We start from the raw sequence: 19,397 nt of genomic DNA, 5'->3' as shown, positions 1-19,397 counted from the left end.
AAAATAAAAAATGTTCCTGTCCTGGCACGTGGGCCGATAGAATATCAGGAAAAGGAGCAAAAGACGGGATAGGTAACAGTTTTTTTGAAATTTTACTGATCACAAGAAGATTTTTCTATGATCAGGGTATAGGGCTGTTACCTCCCAGATTTGGTAGTCGCGTACATCTGACAACTGAATGAGACCAATAAAAGGGGGGATCTGTATGTTAAGATTGTGTAAAAAGCTACTACCAACGGGCGTGACGCTGGCTTCACTGGCGGCACCCATTTCGGCCATGGCCGAAGATGCAGCGGCAAAACCTGCTTATGGCCTGCCGGACACGGCCTATGTTGCGACCTGTGCGCTTTTTGTCATGCTCATGATGCTGCCGGGTCTTGCCCTGTTTTATGGCGGCATGTCACGCAGCAAGAATGTCCTGTCCATTCTGACCCAGGTTTTTGCAGGGGCCTGTCTAGTTATTTTCCTGTGGACGGCTGTGGGCTATACCCTCACCTTCAGCGAAGGGCCGTTTCAGTCGGTTATTGGCGGGTTGGACAAGATTTTCCTGCGGGGTGTCACACCGGATAACAATGTCGGTGTTCTACCTGAATATCTCTATTATTTCTTCATGGCGCTGTTTGCGGCCATTACGCCGCCCATTATTGTCGGATCGTTTGCCGAGCGGATGCGTTTTGCAGCAGTTCTGGTTTTTCTGGGCGTGTGGTTCCTGATCGATTATGTGCCCATGGCGCATATGGCTTGGGGCGGCGGCTGGGTTGCTGACTGGGGCGCGCAGGATTTTGCTGGTGGTAACGTCGTGCATATGAATGCCGGTGTTGCGGCTCTCGTTGCTTCTATCATGATTGGTAAGCGCCGCGGGCTGGGCTCCGTTGTTATGGCGCCGCATGACATGACCATGACCTATACGGGTGGCTGCATGCTGTTCGTGGGCTGGCTGGCTTTCTGTGGCGGGTGCGATTACGCGGTTAGCGGCCATGCTATCGAGCTGGTTATCAACACCATGCTGGGCGGTGTTGGCGGTGCTCTGGGCTGGATGATCATGGAATGGGTGCATCGTAAACGCCCCAGCACCTTTGGCATCATTTCCGGGGCTATTGCTGGTCTGGTTGGTATTACGCCTGCCTGCGGGTTTGTCAGCCCGGCCGGGTCCATTGCCGTGGGTGTGCTGACCAGTGCGGCTTGTATCTGGGCTGTTGATAACCTGAAAAACATCTTCGGTTACGATGATGCGTTTGACGTGTTCGGCATCCACGGTATTGGCGCGATGGTCGGCGGCCTGCTCACAACCGTTTTCGCGGCCCCCTACCTCGGCGGTGTTGGTTACAGCGAAGGGCGGGACATGCTCTCCCAGATGGGTGTGCAGGTCTTTATCATGGGCTTCAGCATTCTGGTCTCTGTCGTGGCGACGTTCATTGCCATGAAAGCAGCAGCCCTGACTGGTGGCCTGCGTGTGAGCGACGAGATTGAAGAATCCGGCCTTGATCTGGCCTGCCATGGTGAAACGGCCTATCGCCTCAGCACCATGACTGGTGATGAGGAAGCGGTTTACCACTAAGGGTATTTTCTTAATCATCTAGTAAAAAAACCCCTGCCAACTTCGGTTGGCGGGGGTTTTCTCTAGGGGGTTACCCTCCACCCTGCGTAAGGTCAGATATTGAAGGTATCGCGCAGGCGGTACCATTGCTCGAAAAATGGCACGGCGGCCGGAGCAAATTTCTGGAATGGGTGAGAAGGAAAGCGCAGGCCGGTAAATTCCGAAAACCCTTCGGGCTTGTCCATAACCTGTAGAGCGATCTTGCGCCCGAACCATGTGGAGCGCGAAACACCCGTGCCGCAATAGCCTACGGCATAATGCAGCCCATCGGGGGCCAGGCCCAGATGCGGGAACTCATCAAACGTATAGCCAATCTGTCCAGACCATGCGTGAGAAAGGGCCAGATCTCCCGCCTGTGGGAAAACATCAAGCAGATCACGGGCTAGATGGGCATAGGCTCTGGCACTGCTGGCAGAGGCACCACGGCCGACACGCCCCCCCCAGATCAGGCGAGGTTGGTCTGGGGCTGCACGGAAATAGGAGAAAACACGGGCAGAATTTCCATACATGCGCCCGCCGGGCATGAGAGCCTGCAGGCGTTCAGCAGGCATGGGGGCGGTTGCAATCAGGGCTGATGTGACGGGTACAATCCGTTTGCGGCAGAAACTGCTGAAAGACTGCCGGTATCCATTGGTAGCGATAATGACCTGTCGGGCTTTCATGCTGCCACGTGGCGTTATGAGGGTAAAACCGTCAGAGTCACGCTGTACAGCGGTAACAGGGGCCTGACAGATCAGCCGTGCACCAGCATTTTGTGCCCTGTCGAGCAGACCAGCATGGTAAAGGCCGGGGTGCAGGCTGGCATCCTGAGGCAGAACAGAGCCTCCATGGAAGAAATCTGTTGCAATTTCCTTATGCTGTTCCGAACGCGGAACCATGAAGGAATGTACCCCTGCATAGCGTTCGAGGTCTTGCATATCACGCGCCATGGCATCGTAATGCTCGGGCCGCACGGCACCACGAAAACGGCCACAACGCTTGAAAAAGCAGGATATTTTCTCGTCTGTGATCAGGGTTTCCATGTTGTCGAGCATGGCAACGCCTTCCATCAGAAGGGCCTGTGCCTTTTTCATCCCCATCATGTCGATCAGGGTTTTGACACGGAATTTCTGATTGCCTGAGCCAACTTGCCCACCATTGCGGGTGGATGCGCCGTATCCGGCTGTGCCGGCTTCCAGAATGGTGACGGATCGGCCCGCCCGCGCCAGTGTCAGGGCAGCAGACAGGCCGGTAAAGCCAGATCCTACCACAGCAACATCCGCAAAGCCTGAGACCGCGTCGTCATGCGCCAAGGTGGGCATGGCTTCCCACCAGTAGGGCTTGTGTATGAAAGGCACGGCACGCCCCTGCGCCAGATCGGACAGGGTGATGGGAGAAAGAGCGGTAGGCAAGCGGGTCTCCTGAACCGGGATGTGCCGGTTTCCTTAATGGATTCGGAACAGGCGGGTAGTGTGCGAAAAAATGAAAGGATTTTCAGTATTTTTTCACACATGGCTCCATGTTTTTCTAACATGGCGCTTCCGCTTGACCGGTTCAGAAAAACACTCAGCCGATATGGAAGGACGCGATTTCGGCAGGGGGGACAAGACCCGGCAGATTTTGCGGATCAGGCTCGGGGGGGAGCACTTGCATACGTACGGGAATAACGCCTGCCCATACGGGAAAATCGAGGTCTGATCCTTCATCCTGCGGGGGGCCAGTGCGCACTTTGGCCGAGGCCTCGGTAATGGACATGCCAAGCACGGTCGTGGCCTTGAGTTCCTGCGCGGTAACAGGGCGCAGCCGCTCCCACTGGCCCGGAATGGTTTTGTTGACCATATTGCGTAATTGTTCGGATTTTTCGGCTTCGGACAGTTTTTCGGGGCGACCGAAAATCATGACTGAACGGTGGTTGATATTGTAGCTGAAGGCTGAACGCGCCATGACCAGACCATCGTAAAGCGAGACAGTCACGCACACATCCTGTTCCAGCACGCTGTCGATCATGCGGCTGGCGGATGACGCATGCCAGAAAATACGATCTCCATCACGCCATTGCAGCGTAGGCGTGACAATGGGTGTGCCGTTATGCACGTATCCGACATGGCAGAGCGGCATGGCATCCAGTATGGCGTGCACGGTCTGCGGGTCGTAAGACGCGATCTGGTGAAAGCGCCGCACGCGGGTGCGCGCGCTGGGGGGCGGGAGAGCGGTCGGTCCGGTCATGGTCTGTCTTTCAGCTATTGGGTGGTAGACGGGCGAACAGGCTCTCGTTCAGGCTGTGCGCCATGGCGTTAAAGCCGGGCAGAAGCGGGGCCAGTGTGCTTTCCAGGCCTGCTGCGCGTTCAACGCCCAGCGCTTTTTCCATGCTGGCCTTGTATTCAGGAATGGCGCTCCATTCCGCTACGGTGGTGTCGGTCATTTCGACATGGTACTGCAAACCCCATGCGTGGGGGCCGACCCGCATGGCCTGCACAGGGCTGGCTGCGTTGGCGGCCAGTATAACCGCACCTTCGGGCAGGGTTTGAACTTCTGCGCCGTGCCACTGGAAAATTTCCATTTTATGGGGGGCTTTGGAAAACAGGGGGTCATGCTGTCCCTCTTCCGTCAGGTGGATAGTGGCAAGCCCGACCTCGGGTTCTTTCATCAGCCCCACATGCCCACCCAGAGCCTGTGCCAGAAGCTGGTGCCCCAGACAGATACCGAAATAGGGCTTACCCAGATCACGAACCCATGTGCGGATTGCGGACATTTCGCGCACCAGCCAAGGGTTTTGTTCAGTCTCCCAGACATCCATCGGCCCGCCAAGTACGACCAGCAGATCAAAATCTTGCAGGGAGGGGATGGCGTCATCGCGGTTGAAATGAACGGTATGAACGTCGTGTCCGGCTTTTTTCCAGAAATCACGGAAAACGCCGGGGTGTTCGACATCAAGATGCTGGAAGACAAGAATATTCATGAAAACCTCGGCAGAAATACAAGAGCGCCATGGCAGGATGCCACGGTGCGGAGTATGGGTGATAGGGCCACTTGCTGCGTGCAAAAGGAGCCAATTGACATGTGGCCCTTTCGCGCCTTGTCAGCAGGGGAAGCCTACTCCACGATAGGCTATGCCCGAACAATTGTCGTGTGGGGAAGCCGTGCCACGTCAATATGCTGCCTCTGGTTCGTTGCTGGCCTTTAATCTGGAGCCTGACAGCGGGCAGCCGGTTTACGCCCGGCTTTATGCGCAACTGCGCGAGGCTATTCTGACAGGTCGTGTCGAGGCGGGCACGCGCCTGCCAGCCAGCCGGGTTCTGGCGGCGGAGCTGGGGCTGTCGCGTAATACGGTGGTGGCGGCCTATACCCGTCTGGCAGATGAGGGCTATGCCCATGCGCGCGGTGGCGCCGGTGTTTATGTGGCATCTGTTTTGCCAGAGGATGCGGCATTTCCCCCGTTGGAAGCCCGTACCGACGCGGTGCCCGATGAGGGAGTGGGCGCGCCGCCTGTGTTGTCCGCGCGGGGGCGGCAGCTTGCCGCTATGGGCCTTGAAGGCGGGAGCGCGAGCCCGGTTCCCTTTGTGGCGGATGTACCTGCTTTTGATGTTTTTCCGCTCGATAGCTGGGTCAGGCTGATGGCGCGAAGCTGGCGGCAGGTGCAGCCGGATATGCTCGGTTATGCACCAGCGGCAGGCCATGCGCCCCTTCGTGAGGTCATAGCCCAGAACCTGCGCGCAACGCGGTTTTTGCGGGCGGCGGGTAGCGATGTGATCATGACATCGGGTTCGCAGCAGTCGCTGGATCTTCTGGCGCGCGTGCTGCTGGACCCTGGAGAGGCTGTCTGGGTTGAAGAGCCGGGGTATGGCGGCACCCGCAGCGCCTTTACTGCGGCAGGGGCAAGGCTTGTGCCGGTGCCAGTCGATGCCGAGGGCCTGTCTGTGGAAGAAGGCCGCCGTCGTGAACCTTTGCCCAAGCTGATTTTTGTCACGCCTTCGCACCAGTATCCCTTGGGGGTGACGATGAGCATGGCGCGCCGGGTCGAATTGCTGGCGTTTGCCCAGTCCTGCGGTGCGCTGGTGGTGGAGGATGATTACGACAGCGAGTTTCGCTACGCAGGCACTACGTTGCCCGCATTGCAGAGCATGGATAGCGCTGGGCGGGTTTTTTATCTGGGGACGTTCAGCAAATCGCTTCTACCCACGTTCCGGCTGGGCGTTCTGGTGCCGCCACCGGCTTACGCGGCGGCATTTGCCAACGCCAAAAGTGTGATCGACCGGCACCCGCCATTGCTGGAACAGGTCACGCTACTGTCTTTCATGCGTTCAGGCCAGTTTGCAGCCCATATCCGGCGTATGCGCCGGATATACAGGGAGCGCCAAACGATACTGGTGGAGGAAATAACCCGGCATATGGGCGATATGGTGCATATGGAGCCGTCCGATGCGGGTGTGCATCTGATTGGTACCCTCAAAGACGGGCGCGATGACCGGGCTTTCTGTGCCGGGGCAAGGGCCTGCGGTATTTTGCTGCGGCCCTTGTCTGATACTTATCTTGGTCCCCCGGCCCGGCAGGGTGTGCTGTTCGGCTTTGCGGCCATTCCGCCACGGCGGATTATTACCGCCGTGCGCAGGCTGGCAGATTATGCCCGTAATGACGGAGTAGGCTGATCGCGCGGGATGGGCGGGGCCAGAAGCCTGAACAGCGGCCCGGTGAGCGTGGTGGACAGCACGGCAAGCACGACCAGCGCGGCAAAGGCGAATTCCGACAGCATGCCTTTCTGGTGCAAGATGGTGGCTGCCACGATTTCCATCAGCCCCTTGCATTGCAGCAGCGCGCCGATACCGAGTGTCTGGCGGAGTTTGAGCCCGGAGGTGGGGGGATAGAGGAAGACCGCAGCAATCTTGGCTACGATCGACACTGCCACAAGTGCTAGAGACGCCAGAACGGAAGGCCATGTCAGGGCATCGCCATCGATTTTCATGCCCGAATGGCCGAAAAACAGCGGGGCGAGCCAGATCAGCGCGAAGGCTCCGACTTCCTCCACTGGCAGGCGGCGCACCCAGCTTGGGGGCATCAGCGCACCAGCGAAGTACGCCCCGATCAGCTCATGCAGGCCAAGCTGCATACTGGCCCATGCACCGGCAGCCAGATAAACCGGCACCGTTACCCAGATAACCCATGTCGGCGGGTGCAGGAAATGGCGCGAGGCCCAGTTGCCAGCCGCCGCCATGGCGACAAGCAGCCCGATGGCCAGAAACTCCAGTGATGTCCAGCCATGCAGCGCGGAAGACCCGCGGGCTGCGAACTGAAGGGCTGCCAGCCCGATCCACAATGCTGCATCGTCCACCACGGCAAGCTTGAGGGCAAGCTGGCCCATGGGTTTGTGCACAGGGTCAAGCTCGCGCACCACGCCAATCAGCACAGGCAGGGCGCTGACAGCAATGCAGAGCCCGATGGATGCGGCAGAAACCCACGGTGCGGCCTGCGGTGCGGCCCAGCCGGGCAGATGCAGGAAAACCGTATAGGCCAGAATGGAGCCCACCAGAAAGGGCCCGCCCAACGCCACAAGTGCGCCTGTCAGCAGCCGCCAGAGGCTGGGCTGGGGCAGCGCATGTGCGGAGGGGCCATCACCGGGGTGCTGCCACATTTCCAGCCCGGCAGTAAAAGCCAGAACAAGAACAGCAACCCAGCCAATATCGGTACCATAAACCGAAGGAATGCCGATCTGTTTGACCGGTACATGCCAGGCAGCAAGCACTATACCCAGCAGAATCGGCAAGACGACAATAGGCAGCACCTTGCGGGTCAGCCGCCAGAATATCCATGGGAGTAGTACAAAAAGTCCGATATCAGCCAGAAGTGCCGTTATTTCTGCCATGTTTCATCCTTGTTCTGTCTGGTCCTGCGTTTAGAGAGGGGAGTGTATACGAAATATGCAAAAATTGCATGCCAATATGTTGTATCTTCATGCGCCATGCGCCGAGAAGGGCTGGACAGCCGCACACTTTTCTGTGTGGAGGCAGGGTTTGAACGTGCTGGCGTGCTGGTGTTTCCCCCCGTATGGTTACGGCCGGTAGCGCTGGGTAAACCGGCACTTTACGCGGTTATGCGCGACGATCGAGGGACAGGATCAGGACAATGACGCAACCTTTCGTGGCAAGGCATTATGGCGAGCGGGCACAGGATTATGTGGCTAGCGCCGTCCATAGTCAGGGGCAGGATCTGGACCTGATCGAGCGCAGTGTCGCGGGGCGTGGGCTAAGGCGGGTTCTGGATCTGGGGTGCGGCGGCGGGCATGTCAGTTATCGGCTGGCTCCGCATGTGCAGGAGGTGGTGGCCTGCGATGTTACGCCCGCCATGCTGGATGCCGTAGCGCAGGAAGCCGGACGGTGTGGGCTGTCCAATATCAGCACGGTGCAGGCTCCGGCAGAAAACCTGCCGTTTGCGGCGGGCACGTTCGATGCGGTTTTCTGCCGTTTTACAACTCATCACTGGGCGAATGCCCTCGCAGGACTGATACAGGCCCGGCGTGTGCTCGCCCCAGATGGCGTGGCCGTGTTCATTGACGTGACGGCGCCCTCTTCCGCCCTGTGCGATAGCTGGCTGCAAACGCTCGAACTGCTGCGTGATCTCTCGCATGTGCGGGACTACTCCATGGCGGAATGGACAGCGATGCTGGGGCAGGCGGGTTTTGTTGTTCGTTCGATGCAGACACACCGCCTGCCAATGGTGTTCGAAAGCTGGGTGGCCCGTACGAAAACCTCCCCCACCTGTGTAGCGGCCATTCGCGCTCTTCAGCAGAGTGCGCCTGAAGAGGTTACCCGTTTTTTTGAAATGGCGGCGGATGGCAGTTTTATGCTGGATGTTAGCAGTTTTGAGGTGACAGCCTCATAAGAGGCTAGGGGGTGCGAGGGGGCTGTCCATCAGCAGAACCACGCTTGGGGTGCTGGCTATGATAGTCAGGCTTTCCTCGTCGGTTATCAGGGCGGCGTCCTGTGCCTGAAGCGTGGTTTCACCCACTTGTACGGTTCCTTCCACCACCAGTGCAAACAGGGCGCGCCCGGGTGTTGTCTGGTAGGCGGCTCCTTCGTTCGGTGGCAGGGCCGCGTGTAGTAACCGGGCTCTGCTGCGTAGGGTCAGGGGAGCGCCATCGGTAATGGTGAGGGTGCTTTCGGGGTTGTCTTCCGGGTCGTCCTCGGGAAAGCCCGAAGCCAGAATACGCAAGCCACCATCCTCAAGTGCCGCAAAACCGGGGCGCAGACTCTGTTCGGGTACCGAATCCTGCGTTTCGGGCAGGAGGTGGAACTGGATCAGGCGGCTGTCCTGCTTCGCCTGCCATGTTGGGGGCGTGCCGTTTTCCTGCGTGCCGATAGCATGCAGCCAGTCAGCCGCGATATCTTCGGGCGGAAAGGGCGGGGCACTGGCCCGCAAGGCACCGTGGTGCAGCCATGTCAGGATATCCATATCCCGCACCGGGGGTGGGGGGGAGTAGAGACTGCCTGCGGACATGTCTGCTACCAGTACCGTCGCCAGTGCGCTGCGCGTGGCTGCATCGCCCGGTAGGGTGTAGCCCTGCACGCGCAGGTCTGTCTGGTGGTTCTGTGGACAGGCTTCTGGCTGTAAAAGCACTATCATGCTGCTGTTATCCCTTGCCTGCCGTGGTCTTGCTGCCTGTGGAGGTGGTGCGGGTGATCGTGGCCAGCGGGGCGACATTTTCCCATCCCCCGCCAAGGGCGCGGTAGACCTGTGTCAGATTACTGGCCACCTGCGTTGTGGCGTCCACCAGTGCGTTCTGAGATGAAAGCAGGGCATTTTGCAGTGTCAGTACGGTCAGGAAGTCAGACGCCCCAGCAACATACTGGGCCTGCGCGGTTTTTACGGCTGTTTCGTTTTCATGCACGGCATCGTTCAGGTGATCGCGTTCATTCTGAGCGGCGGTAAAGTCGGCCATGGCGTTGTCTACTTCCTGCCAGGCTTTCAGTACCGTGCGCTGGAAGGCCAGAGCGGCCTCCTGCTGCTGGGCCTTGCGCAGGTGAAGCTGGCCGGTCAGCCGCCCGCCCTCAAAAAGAGGCAGGGTGGCGGTCGGGCCAAACCCATACTGGCGCGATGCCCATGACCCAAGACCGCTGAATTGCAGCGCCTGAATATCAAGACTGCCCGAGAGCGTTATGCGTGGAAAGAAATCCGCGATGGCAACCCCGATACTGGCCGTGGCCATGTGCAGGCGCTCAGCCGCCATACGGATGTCAGGCCTGCGTTCAGCCAGTTGCGAGGGTAGGCCCACCGGCACAGTGGGTGGGGCAACGGGAATGGCCTGCGGCCTGCCCAGTTCTGCATCCAGTGCGCCGGGTTCGCGTGCGACCAGAAAGCTCAGCGCGTTGAGGAAATGCACCTGCTGGCTTTCCAGCGGAGCGAGACGCGATTCAAAACTGTGGAGCTGCCCGGTGGCTTCAGCCACATCCAGTTGGGTTGCAGCGCCCTGCTGAAAGCGCAGGCGTGTCAGCTCCACGCTATGGCGGGCGACATCAATATTACTATGTACGATGGCGATATGCGCCTGCACGCCCCGCAGGGCTATATAGTCCTGTGCGGTTTCCGCCATGAGCGACACCAGCACATCGCGCCGCATGTCTTCCGTGGCGCGCACGGCGGCTGTAGCGGCTTCCACCTGACGGCGCACATGGCCCCACAGGTCTACTTCCCATGAGGCGTTCATGCCGTATTGAGGCAGGTTGAACGACGGATTACCGACGCTGCCGGGCATGGCAGCCGGGCCGAAGCCCTGCGTGCCACTGGCGATCTGTCCTGCCCGTTCGCGCTCCATGGTGCCTAGCAGGCCGAGAATACCATTGGTGCTGGCGCGCTCACGCGCATAGGACGCATTGCCTTCCACATGGGGCATTTGTGCCGCGCTGGCGATCCGTCGTTCTGCGGTGCTCTGCATCAGCCGCATGGAGGCGGCTTTCAGGTCCAGATTCTCGCGGGTGACTTCTTCTTCCAGTCGGGTGAGGATGGGGTCGTGGAAAATGGTCCACCATTGCGCATCCGTGGTGGCGAGCGTGACCTGACTGCTTTCAGGCGGCAGGGTCTGCCGCCATGTGGCGGGGGCTTTCACCTGCGGGGCGTGGTAGTTCGGCCCTACGGTGCAGGCTGAAAAAGCCAGCAGGGCAGGCAGGGTCATTAGCTTAAGCCGCGGCCTGTTCAGGCTGTTGCGTGTGGGGTTACTGCCAGACATAGCGCGCATCTCCGGCGTGGGTGCCCTGCGGGTGGGAAGCCGTATCGATACTGACCTCAACCGACATGCCCACGCGCACTTTCGCGGCTTCCTTCTGGCCCGGATCGAATGTCAGCTTGACTGGAACGCGCTGCACCACCTTCGTAAAGTTGCCAGTGGCATTGTCAGGCTGAATGGGAGCAAAGGCGACATCCGTTGCCGGAGCAATTGAGTCCACATGGGCCTTGAGCGGGTGGCCGGGAAAGGTATCGACCCAGACGGTCGCACTCTGTCCGGTCTGCACCTGTGTCAGCTGGGTTTCCTGAAAATTGGCCAGCACATAGGCTTCCTGTGTGGGAACGATTGCCATCACTGTCGTGCCGGGGTGGACATAAGCGCCAACGCGGGCGCCACGGGCCCCCACCACACCGTCTACCGGAGCGGGAATGGTGCAGTAGGAAAGATTGAGGGCCGCCTGTTTTTCATCGCCACTGGCGCGCAGGAGCACGCCGCGTGCACGTTCAAGCTGAGCGCGCAGTACATTCACCTGTAATGTAGTGGCGCTGACAGCCGCAGTATCGCGCGCTGTGGCGGCGAGCGCTTCCTTTTCCTTCGCTTCGGAAGACTGTTTCTGTTCCACGGTGCCCGCACCACCCGCCGAGAGGGTGCGGTAACGTGCGAGGTTCTGCCGTGCGAACACCAGATCCGCTTCATCCGCCTGCACGGCGGCCTGTGCCTGCGCAATCAGCGCATCCTGACGGTGCAGGGCGGCTTCAAGGTTGGACACGTCGCCCTGTGCCGCCTGTACGGCACCGTGGGCCACATCCAGTGCAGCGCGGTAGTCATCATCTTCGATATGCACCAGTTCCTCACCGGCCTGTACGCGCTCGTTGTCCTGTGCCGTTACCCGGTCGATCCGGCCTGCTACCTTGGGCGCGACAAGGGTGAAATCGGCCGTGACATAGGCATCGTTGGTGTACTGGTGAACGCCGTCACCGATAACCAGACGTGAGCCGAGCCAAGCGACGCAGGACAGGGCCACGGCGGCGCATCCGGCGTAAAGGAGGGGTTTTCTGTAGATCATGCGAAGGGTGTTCCGAACAGTCAGGAAGCGGGATTGGGAGCGGAGGCTGAAGAAGGCAGGGGGCTGAGGGCAGGAGCGGGAGCAGGCTGTGCTGGTGCGGGGCGTGCGGGCGCACGGGGTGGGTAAACCCGCTTGGGCAGCACGAGGTTGAGCACCGCGTAACCAAGGCAGACCACCATCACCACCAGATAGATATCGGCCAGAGCCAGCACGAGGGCTTGCTCATGGACATAGGTATGAAAGACTTGCAGCGTGTTGTGTGCCACATGGGCCGTGTCGGGCGAGGTGCCGGCAAGCTGGCCGGCAATAGGGCTGCCAACACCATCCGCCGGGGTGGCGTGGGCACTGCCATGGCCCAGCAGCATGGTGGAGTGATACTGTTCGCGGCGGCGTGTCAGAATGGAAAACAACGCAAAGGCGATGGCGTTTGCCAGACCTTTGAGCATGTTGACCATGCCCGAGATAAAGGGGCCATCCGCTGGCCCCATGGCCAGTGTCGCCAGCATGAGTGTCGGGATAACCGTCATGGGCTGTCCCAGAATCTGCAGCATCTGGATGGGGTAGAAATTGTCGCGCACCCAGTCAGGTGTCAGCCACGTGCCTAGCCATGAGGCCCCGGCCAGGCAGAGCATGCCCGCCACAAGAACATAGCGGCAGTCTACCCGGGCGCTGTTGCACAGGGCCGCAATGAGCGGGAGCATGATAAGTTGCGGCAATGCCACTACAAGTGAGACAGGGGCTGTCTGAATCGGGCGGTAGCCGCGTATTTCCTCAAGATAGGTAGCGGGAATTTCTGATAGCAGCGAACAGATGGCCAGAATACCGACCAGAGACAGCAGTGCCGCCTGAATGTTGCGTGATTTCCAGTACTGGATACGGAAATACGGGCTGGGGTGATACGCCTCGTTGATGACAAACACCACAAACGCCGCCAGCCCCCAGAAGGTCAGATGCGTGATCAATGGCGAGCGGAACCAGTCCAGCCTGTCCCCCTGATAGAGTACGGTTACGAGGGAGATAATGGCGGGCAGGCCAACCATGAGCCCGAACCAGTTGAATTTTTCGAAGCGTTCCAGATGTACGGGGTCTTTGGGCAGGCCATAGGCCATCATGCCGATGGCAAGTGCTGCCATGGGAATGATTTCCCAGTAGAGCCAGTGCCAGCCGAGGTTTTCAAACCAGAAGGCCTCCAGCGGCAGGCCCAGGTTGGGGCCGAAAGTGGCGCTCATGGCGTAGCCGCCAATACCGAAAACACGGATTTCAGGCGGCAGATATTTGAGCATGACGGTCATGAGCACAGGCGGCAGGCAGCCGGCCGTCATGCCCTGCATGGCCCGTAACATGCACAGCGATGTTACATCGGGCATGAAAGGGGCCGGTATGGCCAGCAGCGCCATGGCCGCCGTCATGAAAATGGAAAAGCGGTAGATCGAGAAAGTCATGTAAAACCACGGCGTAAAAGCCATGGCGGCAATGTTGAACGCCTCGTACAGCGTGATCAGCCACGTTCCTTCATCATGGCCTATGTGCATGGCGCCCCGGATATCGGCCAGACCGATTTCCGTTACATGCTCGTTGAACCCCGCGACATGCACGGCCAGCAGCATGCCAAGGCAGCCGATAACGGTACGCAGGCCAAAAGGCGGAATATAGGATGGCAGCGCCGGTGCGGCATGAATGACCGGAGCAGGGCCGCCAGAGGGCGCGGGATGTGTCATGGCTGGTATGATCAAAGGAAAGTCGCCGCGAAAAAACCCTCATTTCAGGCAGAAGATGATTCCACTTTTCGGAACCATTAAATCTGGTCTCTGCGCCAGATGATGTCTAAAACTGGAAGGATGAGACAGTACGACCTCGATCTGCTACGGTATCTGCACGTGCTGGTGGAAGAAGAGAGCGTGTCGGCCGCGGCCCGGCGCATGCAGGTGAGCGAACCCGCGATGAGCCGCCATCTGGCCAAGCTGCGGCGGGTTTTTTCCGACCCTATTCTGGTGCAGTCCGGCCGTCGGATGACGGCCTCCTCCTTTGCTACGGGTATTCTGGCCCGGGTGCAGGAGGTGGTGCGGATGGCCGATGCGCTGATAGAAACACAAGCACTGGCCGATCTGGCCAATATGGCCCCTACCTTTACTATCCGAGCCAATGACCTGATCATCGCCGCGATTGGCCTGCCGCTGCTTAGGGCTCTGCGGCATGACTGCCCGCAATGCGATATTATTTTCGCCCCCGAGGTGGATGACCCCGCCTCCGATCCGCTGCGCCATAACAGCATAGACCTGTACATAGGGGCTACGGACGCACTCAAGCCCGAGATCCGCCGCCAGACCCTGTTCCGTGACAGGATGTACGGTCTGGTGCGCAAGGGGCACCCTATTCTGGATCAGCCCCTGACCCCGGACAGCATGGTGCAGTATGACTATATCAGTGTATCGCGGCGGGGGCGCGCACGCGGGCCGATTGACTGGGCCTTGCGTGACTACGGCCTGACACGGCGGATCACCATGGTGGTGCCGAATTATCATGCCATGATTGAAACCATGGCCAAAACCGATCTGGTGCTGGCCATACCGGGCATGGTGCTTGAAAACATTTCCATGGACCGGCTGGGGCTGGCGTCTTTCGAGTTTCCGCTGGCTCTACCGTTTATTGAGGCGTTTCAGGCATGGCATCCGCGCCGGGATACCGACCCGGTGCATCGCTGGCTGCGGGAGACCCTTTTTCGGGTGACGCGGCATGTCTTTGCCGACCGGACACTGGTGTCATGACGGGGATCATGCCAAAGACAGAACAGAGCTGGAGCATAGACATGCGTGCTCGGGCCTGTGTCTGAACAAAACAGGAAGCCTGCGCTGTGAACGAAGCCGTATTGCTGTCAAACCCGAAGGTGATTCCGGTCATTCTGTCCGGGGGATCGGGGAGCCGTCTATGGCCGCTGTCACGGGGTAGCTATCCCAAGCAGTTCTGGCGGCTTCTGGGTGAGCATACGCTGTTGCAGGACACCGTGCTGCGCAGCAGCGGCATCGGTCTGTCCGCACCGGTTATCGTATGCAATGCGGAGCACCGTTTCATTATTGCCGAGCAGCTGCGTGAGGTCGGCGTGACGGACGCCACCATCGTGCTGGAGCCGGAGGGGCGTAATTCCGCTCCGGCTGTGGCGGCTGCGGCGTTTCTGGTGGCCGAACAGGACCCGGATGCCATTTTGTGGATCATGACCGCCGATGCCGCGATTGGCGATGTGCCGGCCCTGTCTCGTGCGCTGGATAAGGCCGTTGCAGCCGCTGCCGAAGGCTATGTGGTGACATTTGGCATGCGGCCCACCCGTGCGGAAACGGGTTATGGCTATATTGAACAGGGGGCGGAACTGCCGGGCGTGCCGGGTGCATGGACTGTCTTCCGGTTTGTGGAAAAACCCTCGGCAGAGGTGGCGGCAACACTTGTGGCCGACAGCCGCTATTTGTGGAATTCGGGCATGTTCATTGCCCGTGCCCGCACCTTTTTGGAAGAAACCCGCGCCCATGCGCCGCAGGTTTTCGACGCGGTGCAGCAGGCCGTATCCCGGCGGGTGGCGGATCTGGATTTCGAGCGTCTTGACCCGGCTTCGTTCTGTGCTGCCCCCGATATTTCGGTGGACTATGCCATTGCCGAGCGCACCGCACTAGCTGCCACCGTGCCGGGGGATTTCGGCTGGTCGGATATCGGAAGCTGGGACGCCCTGTGGGAACTCAGCCCCAAGGATGAAGACGGCAATGCCGTGCATGGCGATGTCTTTCTGGATGACGCCCGCAACTGTTATGTCCGCTCAGAAGGTATCCTTACCACAGTGTGCGGGGTCAGTGACCTTGTGGTGGTGACCACGCGTGATGCGGTCATGATTTCGCACCGTGACCGGGCACAGGATGTCAAGAAAATGGTCGCCCGCCTGACGCATGCAGGACGGCAGGAGGCAACAGCCCATAACCGCATCTACCGCCCATGGGGATTTTACGAAGGACTGATTCAGGGCGAGCGTTTTCAGGTCAAGCGTATTGTGGTGCAGCCGGGGCAGAAGCTGTCGTTGCAGAAGCATTTCCACCGTGCCGAACACTGGGTGGTTGTGGCAGGTACAGCGCTGGTGACCAAGGCAGAAGACATCGTGATGCTGCGTGAGAACGAGAGCATCTATTTGCCGCTGGGTATTGTACATCGTCTGGAAAATCCGGGTAAGATTCCTCTCACGCTGATCGAGGTTCAGTCCGGTCCTTATCTGGGCGATGACGATATCGTGCGGATAGAAGATGTGTATAGCCGCGCCTGAAATCCGGCCTGACAGTAGGTTCGCCGGGTTGTGGTGCGGGCGGAGAGAATCATGAAAATCGTTATTGTATGTGATTCCTTCAAAGAAAGTCTGTCTTCACTTTCTGTGGCCGAGGAAGTGGAGGCAGGTTTTAGGGCTGTTTTCCCTGCTGTCGAATGTATCAGCCTGCCTGTTGCCGATGGGGGTGAAGGCACGGTGGATGCACTGGTGCATGCAACGGCGGGCCAGTTTCGTCTCCACCACGTAACAGGCCCCATGGGTGATCTCGTGCAGGCGCGTTACGGTGTGCTGGGCGATGGCCGAACCGCTGTTATCGAAATGGCCGCTGCCGCCGGGCTGGACCTTGTACCCCGTGCCGTGCGGGATCCGCGTATTGCCACCACTTTTGGGCTGGGCCAGCTTATCCTGCATGCGCTTGATAGCGGATGCCGCCGCTTTATTCTGGGTCTGGGCGGTAGCGCCACCAATGATGGTGGGGCGGGTATGGCACAAGCATTAGGCGTGCGCCTTCTGGACCAGAACGAACAGGAACTACCACCTGGCGGTGCTGCCTTGCAGGCCCTCGCCCGGATCGACACCAGCGCCCTCGATCCCCGTCTGGGTGAGTGCGTGTTCGAAATTGCCTGCGATGTTGATAACCCCCTGACTGGCGAGCACGGGGCCTCGGCCGTTTTCGGGCCGCAGAAAGGGGCTACCCCGGATATGGTAGCCCTGCTGGATACAGCACTTATTCGCTTTGGCGAGGCACTCGAAGCACTGGGCAGCACCGGCATTATGATAGCACCGGGGGCTGGTGCTGCGGGTGGTCTTGGGGCTGGGGCTTCTGTCTTTCTGGGGGCGAAGCTACGGCCCGGTGTGGATATCGTGCTGGATGCGCTGGCACTGGACACCGCACTGGTGGGGGCTGATCTGGTGATTACCGGAGAAGGAAGGCTGGACGGCCAGACCGCACGTGGAAAAACCCCGGTGGGTGTGGCCCGCCTTGCCCGCCAGCATGGTGTTCCGGTTATTGCACTGGCGGGTGCGCTGGGTGCCGGGTACGAGGCAGTTTATGATCACGGGATCAGCGCCGTGTTCAGTGTTGTCAACCGTCCCTGCCTGCTGGAAGAAGCATTGGCCGATGCGCGGCCCAACATTCGTGGAACCGCCCGCAATATTGCGGCTCTTTTGGCACTCTCGCCTAAAAATGTATCATCGCCTGTTTAAAAAGGGGCGATGAAATCTAATGTTTTTTGTGCAGAGTGTTTCTAGCGCACCTGTATAGTGACAGACGCCGCACGGCCCTGTGCGTCGATTACGGCCACATGGGCAAAACCTGGCCCGTCTGGCAGCCATGAAGGTGTCAGGCCGGGCAGGGTTGTTAGCAGTTTGTTATTGACCATCCAGCGATAAGGCTGTGCGCCCCCCGATGCCTCCAGCCCGATGGGGGTTACTGTGCCATCCTGCCCAAAGCTTTCGATAACCGCCCCATTTGGTGGTGAGAGCACGCGTGGCTCCTGCTGTTCGGGCAGCACCCGTAGGGAAGGAGCCAGCGGGGCAAGGGCGGGCAGGGGCATGCCGGTGCTGGAAGGCGTGGTGGGCAGCGTATCCATGATCCGCGCCATGACGGGGGCTGCAATATGCAGCCCGGTTATGCCGGGGCTGGAAGCGCCATCTGGTCGGCCAGCCCAGACAATAACCACCCAGCTGGATTGTATGCCAGCGGCCCAGGCGTCCCGCTGTCCGTAGGACGTGCCGGTTTTGAAGGTGATGGAGCGTTCAGTGTTACCTTGTGCGGCATCGGGCAAAGGTGTGCCGCGCAGAATACCAAGAACCTGCCGCGCCACAGCACTGCTGAACAGGCGTGATGGCTGGGCGTTGGGGACAGGCCATGAAACGCTTGGGGGTGTGCTGAGGCCATCATGTGCGAGCGCATTATAGAGCCGCGCCAGATCAAGCATGCGTATGCCAGCCCCGCCCAGTGCCAGCGCAAGGCTGGGGGTGGCGCCTCGTGGCAGGCGTAGATCAACGCCGTTATCATGCAGTGTCGCGATGAAATAACGTGCCCCGATCAGGTTGAGCGCTTGTACGGCGGGCAGGTTGTAAGACTGTTGCAGGGCCGTGCGCACGGTGGTGGTGCCGTGGAAAATGCGGTCATAATTGCGGGGCGCGTAGTTTGCAAAACGTGTTGCACTGTCATGCACGAGCGTATCGGGAGCCAGAACGCCCTGCTGGAAGGCCAGCCCGTAGATGAACGGCTTTAGTGTGGAGCCCGGCGAGCGCCAGGCCGTTACCATATCCATTGCGCAGCCGGGGCAGCTATTGCCCGCATTGCCTGCCCACGCGGCAACGCTGCCATCGGGCCGAAGCACCAGCGCTGCCCACCCGCCGAGGCGTGGGGGCGGGGTTGCGTGCAGGATACGCAGCACGGTTGCCTGTGTTGTGTGCTCAAGGCTGGTTCTGACAGGGCCGCGTGCGCCGCTGTGCCATAGATACGCTAACAGGGAGGGGGCATCATGCGGGCTATGCGCGGTGCCAAGGTGCCACGCCAGACTGTCCGGGCTGGTGGCACCTGTGCGGGCCAGCACAAGGGCAGTTGCCTGCCGCGCGGCCTGTGGGTGGCGGTCGGGCCGCAGGGCGGTGGGGCGTCTGGGCAGGGCGACCAGCAGAGCTGCTTCCGTTGGGTTTAGATGGGCAGGTTCATGGCCGAACCAGAAGAGCGATCCAGCGGTAATGCCTTCTATGGCACCCCCTTCAGGGGCAAGCGTCAGATACAGGTCGAGCACCCCTGTATGGCCGTAACGCCATTCGAGCTGGAGGGCGCGCAGGGCATCCTGAACCTTGCCGCGCCACGTGTGGCGGTGCGGGGTAAGGAGCCGGGCTGTCTGCATGGCCAGCGTGGAGCCACCTGAAACAATATGCCCACGGAAGGCGAGCTGCCCGGCGGCCCGCAGGATGGAAAAGGGGTCCACCCCCGGATGCCACCAGAAGCGCCGGTCCTCGGTTTTGAGCAGCAGCGCCAAGTAGGCCGCATCGACTGCGGCGTGGTTTGTGGTCAGCCGCCAGCTTCCATCCGTGCTGACGCGCCCATCAAGCCGGGTGTGCGTGGCATCGTACAGAACAAGGGCCTGCGCGTGGGCACGGCGCAGGTCCGGGGGAAACAGGTGGTCGAGTGTCAGGGCTAGAATGCTGCCCACAAGACAGGCCAGTAGCCCCCCCGCCATAGCCAGGCGGAGCCATGAAGGGGGGTGTTTCTGACCGCTTTCAGGGC

The 19,397-nt window shown here is 60.0% G+C and carries 15 protein-coding genes; 6 read left to right on the top strand and 9 right to left on the bottom strand.

All coding sequences use genetic code 11. The annotated features are described in order from the left end of the window. Positions 1–205 precede the first annotated feature (205 nt). On the top strand, positions 206–1,558 hold the full coding sequence (locus ABF757_RS04515; protein ID WP_415481112.1) for an ammonium transporter: 1,353 nt from the start codon (positions 206–208) through the stop codon (positions 1,556–1,558). A 92-nt stretch (positions 1,559–1,650) separates the two neighbouring features. On the opposite strand, the gene ABF757_RS04510 is transcribed toward ABF757_RS04515, so the two are convergent. The 3 genes from ABF757_RS04510 to ABF757_RS04500 all read right to left on the bottom strand — a co-directional run bounded on the left by ABF757_RS04510 (position 1,651) and on the right by ABF757_RS04500 (position 4,535). Then, positions 1,651–2,988, bottom strand: a complete 1,338-nt coding sequence (locus ABF757_RS04510) for an NAD(P)/FAD-dependent oxidoreductase (protein WP_415481111.1) — start codon at positions 2,986–2,988, stop codon at positions 1,651–1,653. 154 nt (positions 2,989–3,142) lie between these two features. After that, positions 3,143–3,802, bottom strand: coding sequence for a pyridoxamine 5'-phosphate oxidase family protein (locus ABF757_RS04505; protein ID WP_415481110.1), 660 nt, complete (start codon positions 3,800–3,802; stop codon positions 3,143–3,145). Positions 3,803–3,812: 10 nt separating this feature from the next. After that, positions 3,813–4,535: a type 1 glutamine amidotransferase gene (locus ABF757_RS04500; protein WP_415481109.1), complete on the bottom strand. Its 723-nt coding sequence runs from the start codon at positions 4,533–4,535 to the stop codon at positions 3,813–3,815. A 181-nt stretch (positions 4,536–4,716) separates the two neighbouring features. Between ABF757_RS04500 and pdxR the strand changes: the two genes are divergently transcribed. Beyond that, the gene (pdxR, locus tag ABF757_RS04495) at positions 4,717–6,222 is read left to right on the top strand and encodes a MocR-like pyridoxine biosynthesis transcription factor PdxR (RefSeq protein ID WP_415481108.1); all 1,506 of its coding nucleotides are present in this window, start codon (positions 4,717–4,719) and stop codon (positions 6,220–6,222) included. Here the strand turns inward: pdxR and ABF757_RS04490 are convergent. Then, entirely contained in the window at positions 6,195–7,433 is a 1,239-nt protein-coding gene (locus ABF757_RS04490) for a cation:proton antiporter (protein ID WP_415481107.1), read from the bottom strand. The genes pdxR and ABF757_RS04490 overlap by 28 nt on opposite strands. 260 nt (positions 7,434–7,693) lie before the next feature. Here ABF757_RS04490 and ABF757_RS04485 point away from each other — a divergent pair, with 260 nt between their 5' ends. Then, positions 7,694–8,449, top strand: a complete 756-nt coding sequence (locus ABF757_RS04485) for a class I SAM-dependent methyltransferase (protein ID WP_415481106.1) — start codon at positions 7,694–7,696, stop codon at positions 8,447–8,449. Here ABF757_RS04485 and ABF757_RS04480 read toward each other — a convergent pair. Genes ABF757_RS04480 through ABF757_RS04465 form a run of 4 tightly spaced genes read right to left on the bottom strand, consistent with a single transcriptional unit; the run spans position 8,444 to position 13,571 of the window. After that, entirely contained in the window at positions 8,444–9,190 is a 747-nt protein-coding gene (locus tag ABF757_RS04480) for a pirin family protein (protein WP_415481105.1), read from the bottom strand. The two genes, ABF757_RS04485 and ABF757_RS04480, sit on opposite strands and share 6 nt — an antisense overlap. Positions 9,191–9,197: 7 nt before the next feature. Continuing rightward, positions 9,198–10,736, bottom strand: coding sequence for an efflux transporter outer membrane subunit (locus ABF757_RS04475; protein WP_415481122.1), 1,539 nt, complete (start codon positions 10,734–10,736; stop codon positions 9,198–9,200). A gap of 40 nt (positions 10,737–10,776) precedes the next feature. Then, positions 10,777–11,853, bottom strand: a complete 1,077-nt coding sequence (locus ABF757_RS04470; protein WP_025859837.1) for an HlyD family secretion protein — start codon at positions 11,851–11,853, stop codon at positions 10,777–10,779. A gap of 20 nt (positions 11,854–11,873) precedes the next feature. Further along, positions 11,874–13,571 carry an MFS transporter gene (locus ABF757_RS04465; RefSeq protein ID WP_415481103.1) on the bottom strand — a complete coding sequence of 566 codons (1,698 nt, stop codon included), beginning with the start codon at positions 13,569–13,571 and terminating at the stop codon, positions 11,874–11,876. A gap of 120 nt (positions 13,572–13,691) precedes the next feature. Here ABF757_RS04465 and ABF757_RS04460 point away from each other — a divergent pair, with 120 nt between their 5' ends. From ABF757_RS04460 to ABF757_RS04450, 3 genes are all read left to right on the top strand, one after another. After that, positions 13,692–14,618 (top strand): LysR family transcriptional regulator, encoded by a 927-nt coding sequence (locus ABF757_RS04460; RefSeq protein WP_415481102.1) that lies wholly within the window; start codon positions 13,692–13,694, stop codon positions 14,616–14,618. An 86-nt stretch (positions 14,619–14,704) separates the two neighbouring features. After that, on the top strand, positions 14,705–16,147 hold the full coding sequence (locus ABF757_RS04455) for a mannose-1-phosphate guanylyltransferase/mannose-6-phosphate isomerase (protein ID WP_415481101.1): 1,443 nt from the start codon (positions 14,705–14,707) through the stop codon (positions 16,145–16,147). 51 nt (positions 16,148–16,198) lie between these two features. Next, positions 16,199–17,353, top strand: coding sequence for a glycerate kinase (locus ABF757_RS04450; protein ID WP_415481100.1), 1,155 nt, complete (start codon positions 16,199–16,201; stop codon positions 17,351–17,353). A 41-nt stretch (positions 17,354–17,394) separates the two neighbouring features. Here ABF757_RS04450 and pbpC read toward each other — a convergent pair whose 3' ends face one another. Then, complete coding sequence (pbpC, locus tag ABF757_RS04445) at positions 17,395–19,350, bottom strand: penicillin-binding protein 1C (protein WP_415481099.1); 1,956 nt, start codon at positions 19,348–19,350, stop codon at positions 17,395–17,397. Between the last annotated feature and the right edge of the window lie 47 nt (positions 19,351–19,397).

The organism is Acetobacter papayae, assembly GCF_047721125.1.
In the GTDB taxonomy this organism is placed as follows: Bacteria; Pseudomonadota; Alphaproteobacteria; order Acetobacterales; family Acetobacteraceae; genus Acetobacter; species Acetobacter papayae.
Note: the sequence above shows the minus strand (reverse complement) of the source record. Positions and strands in the feature narration are given on the sequence as shown.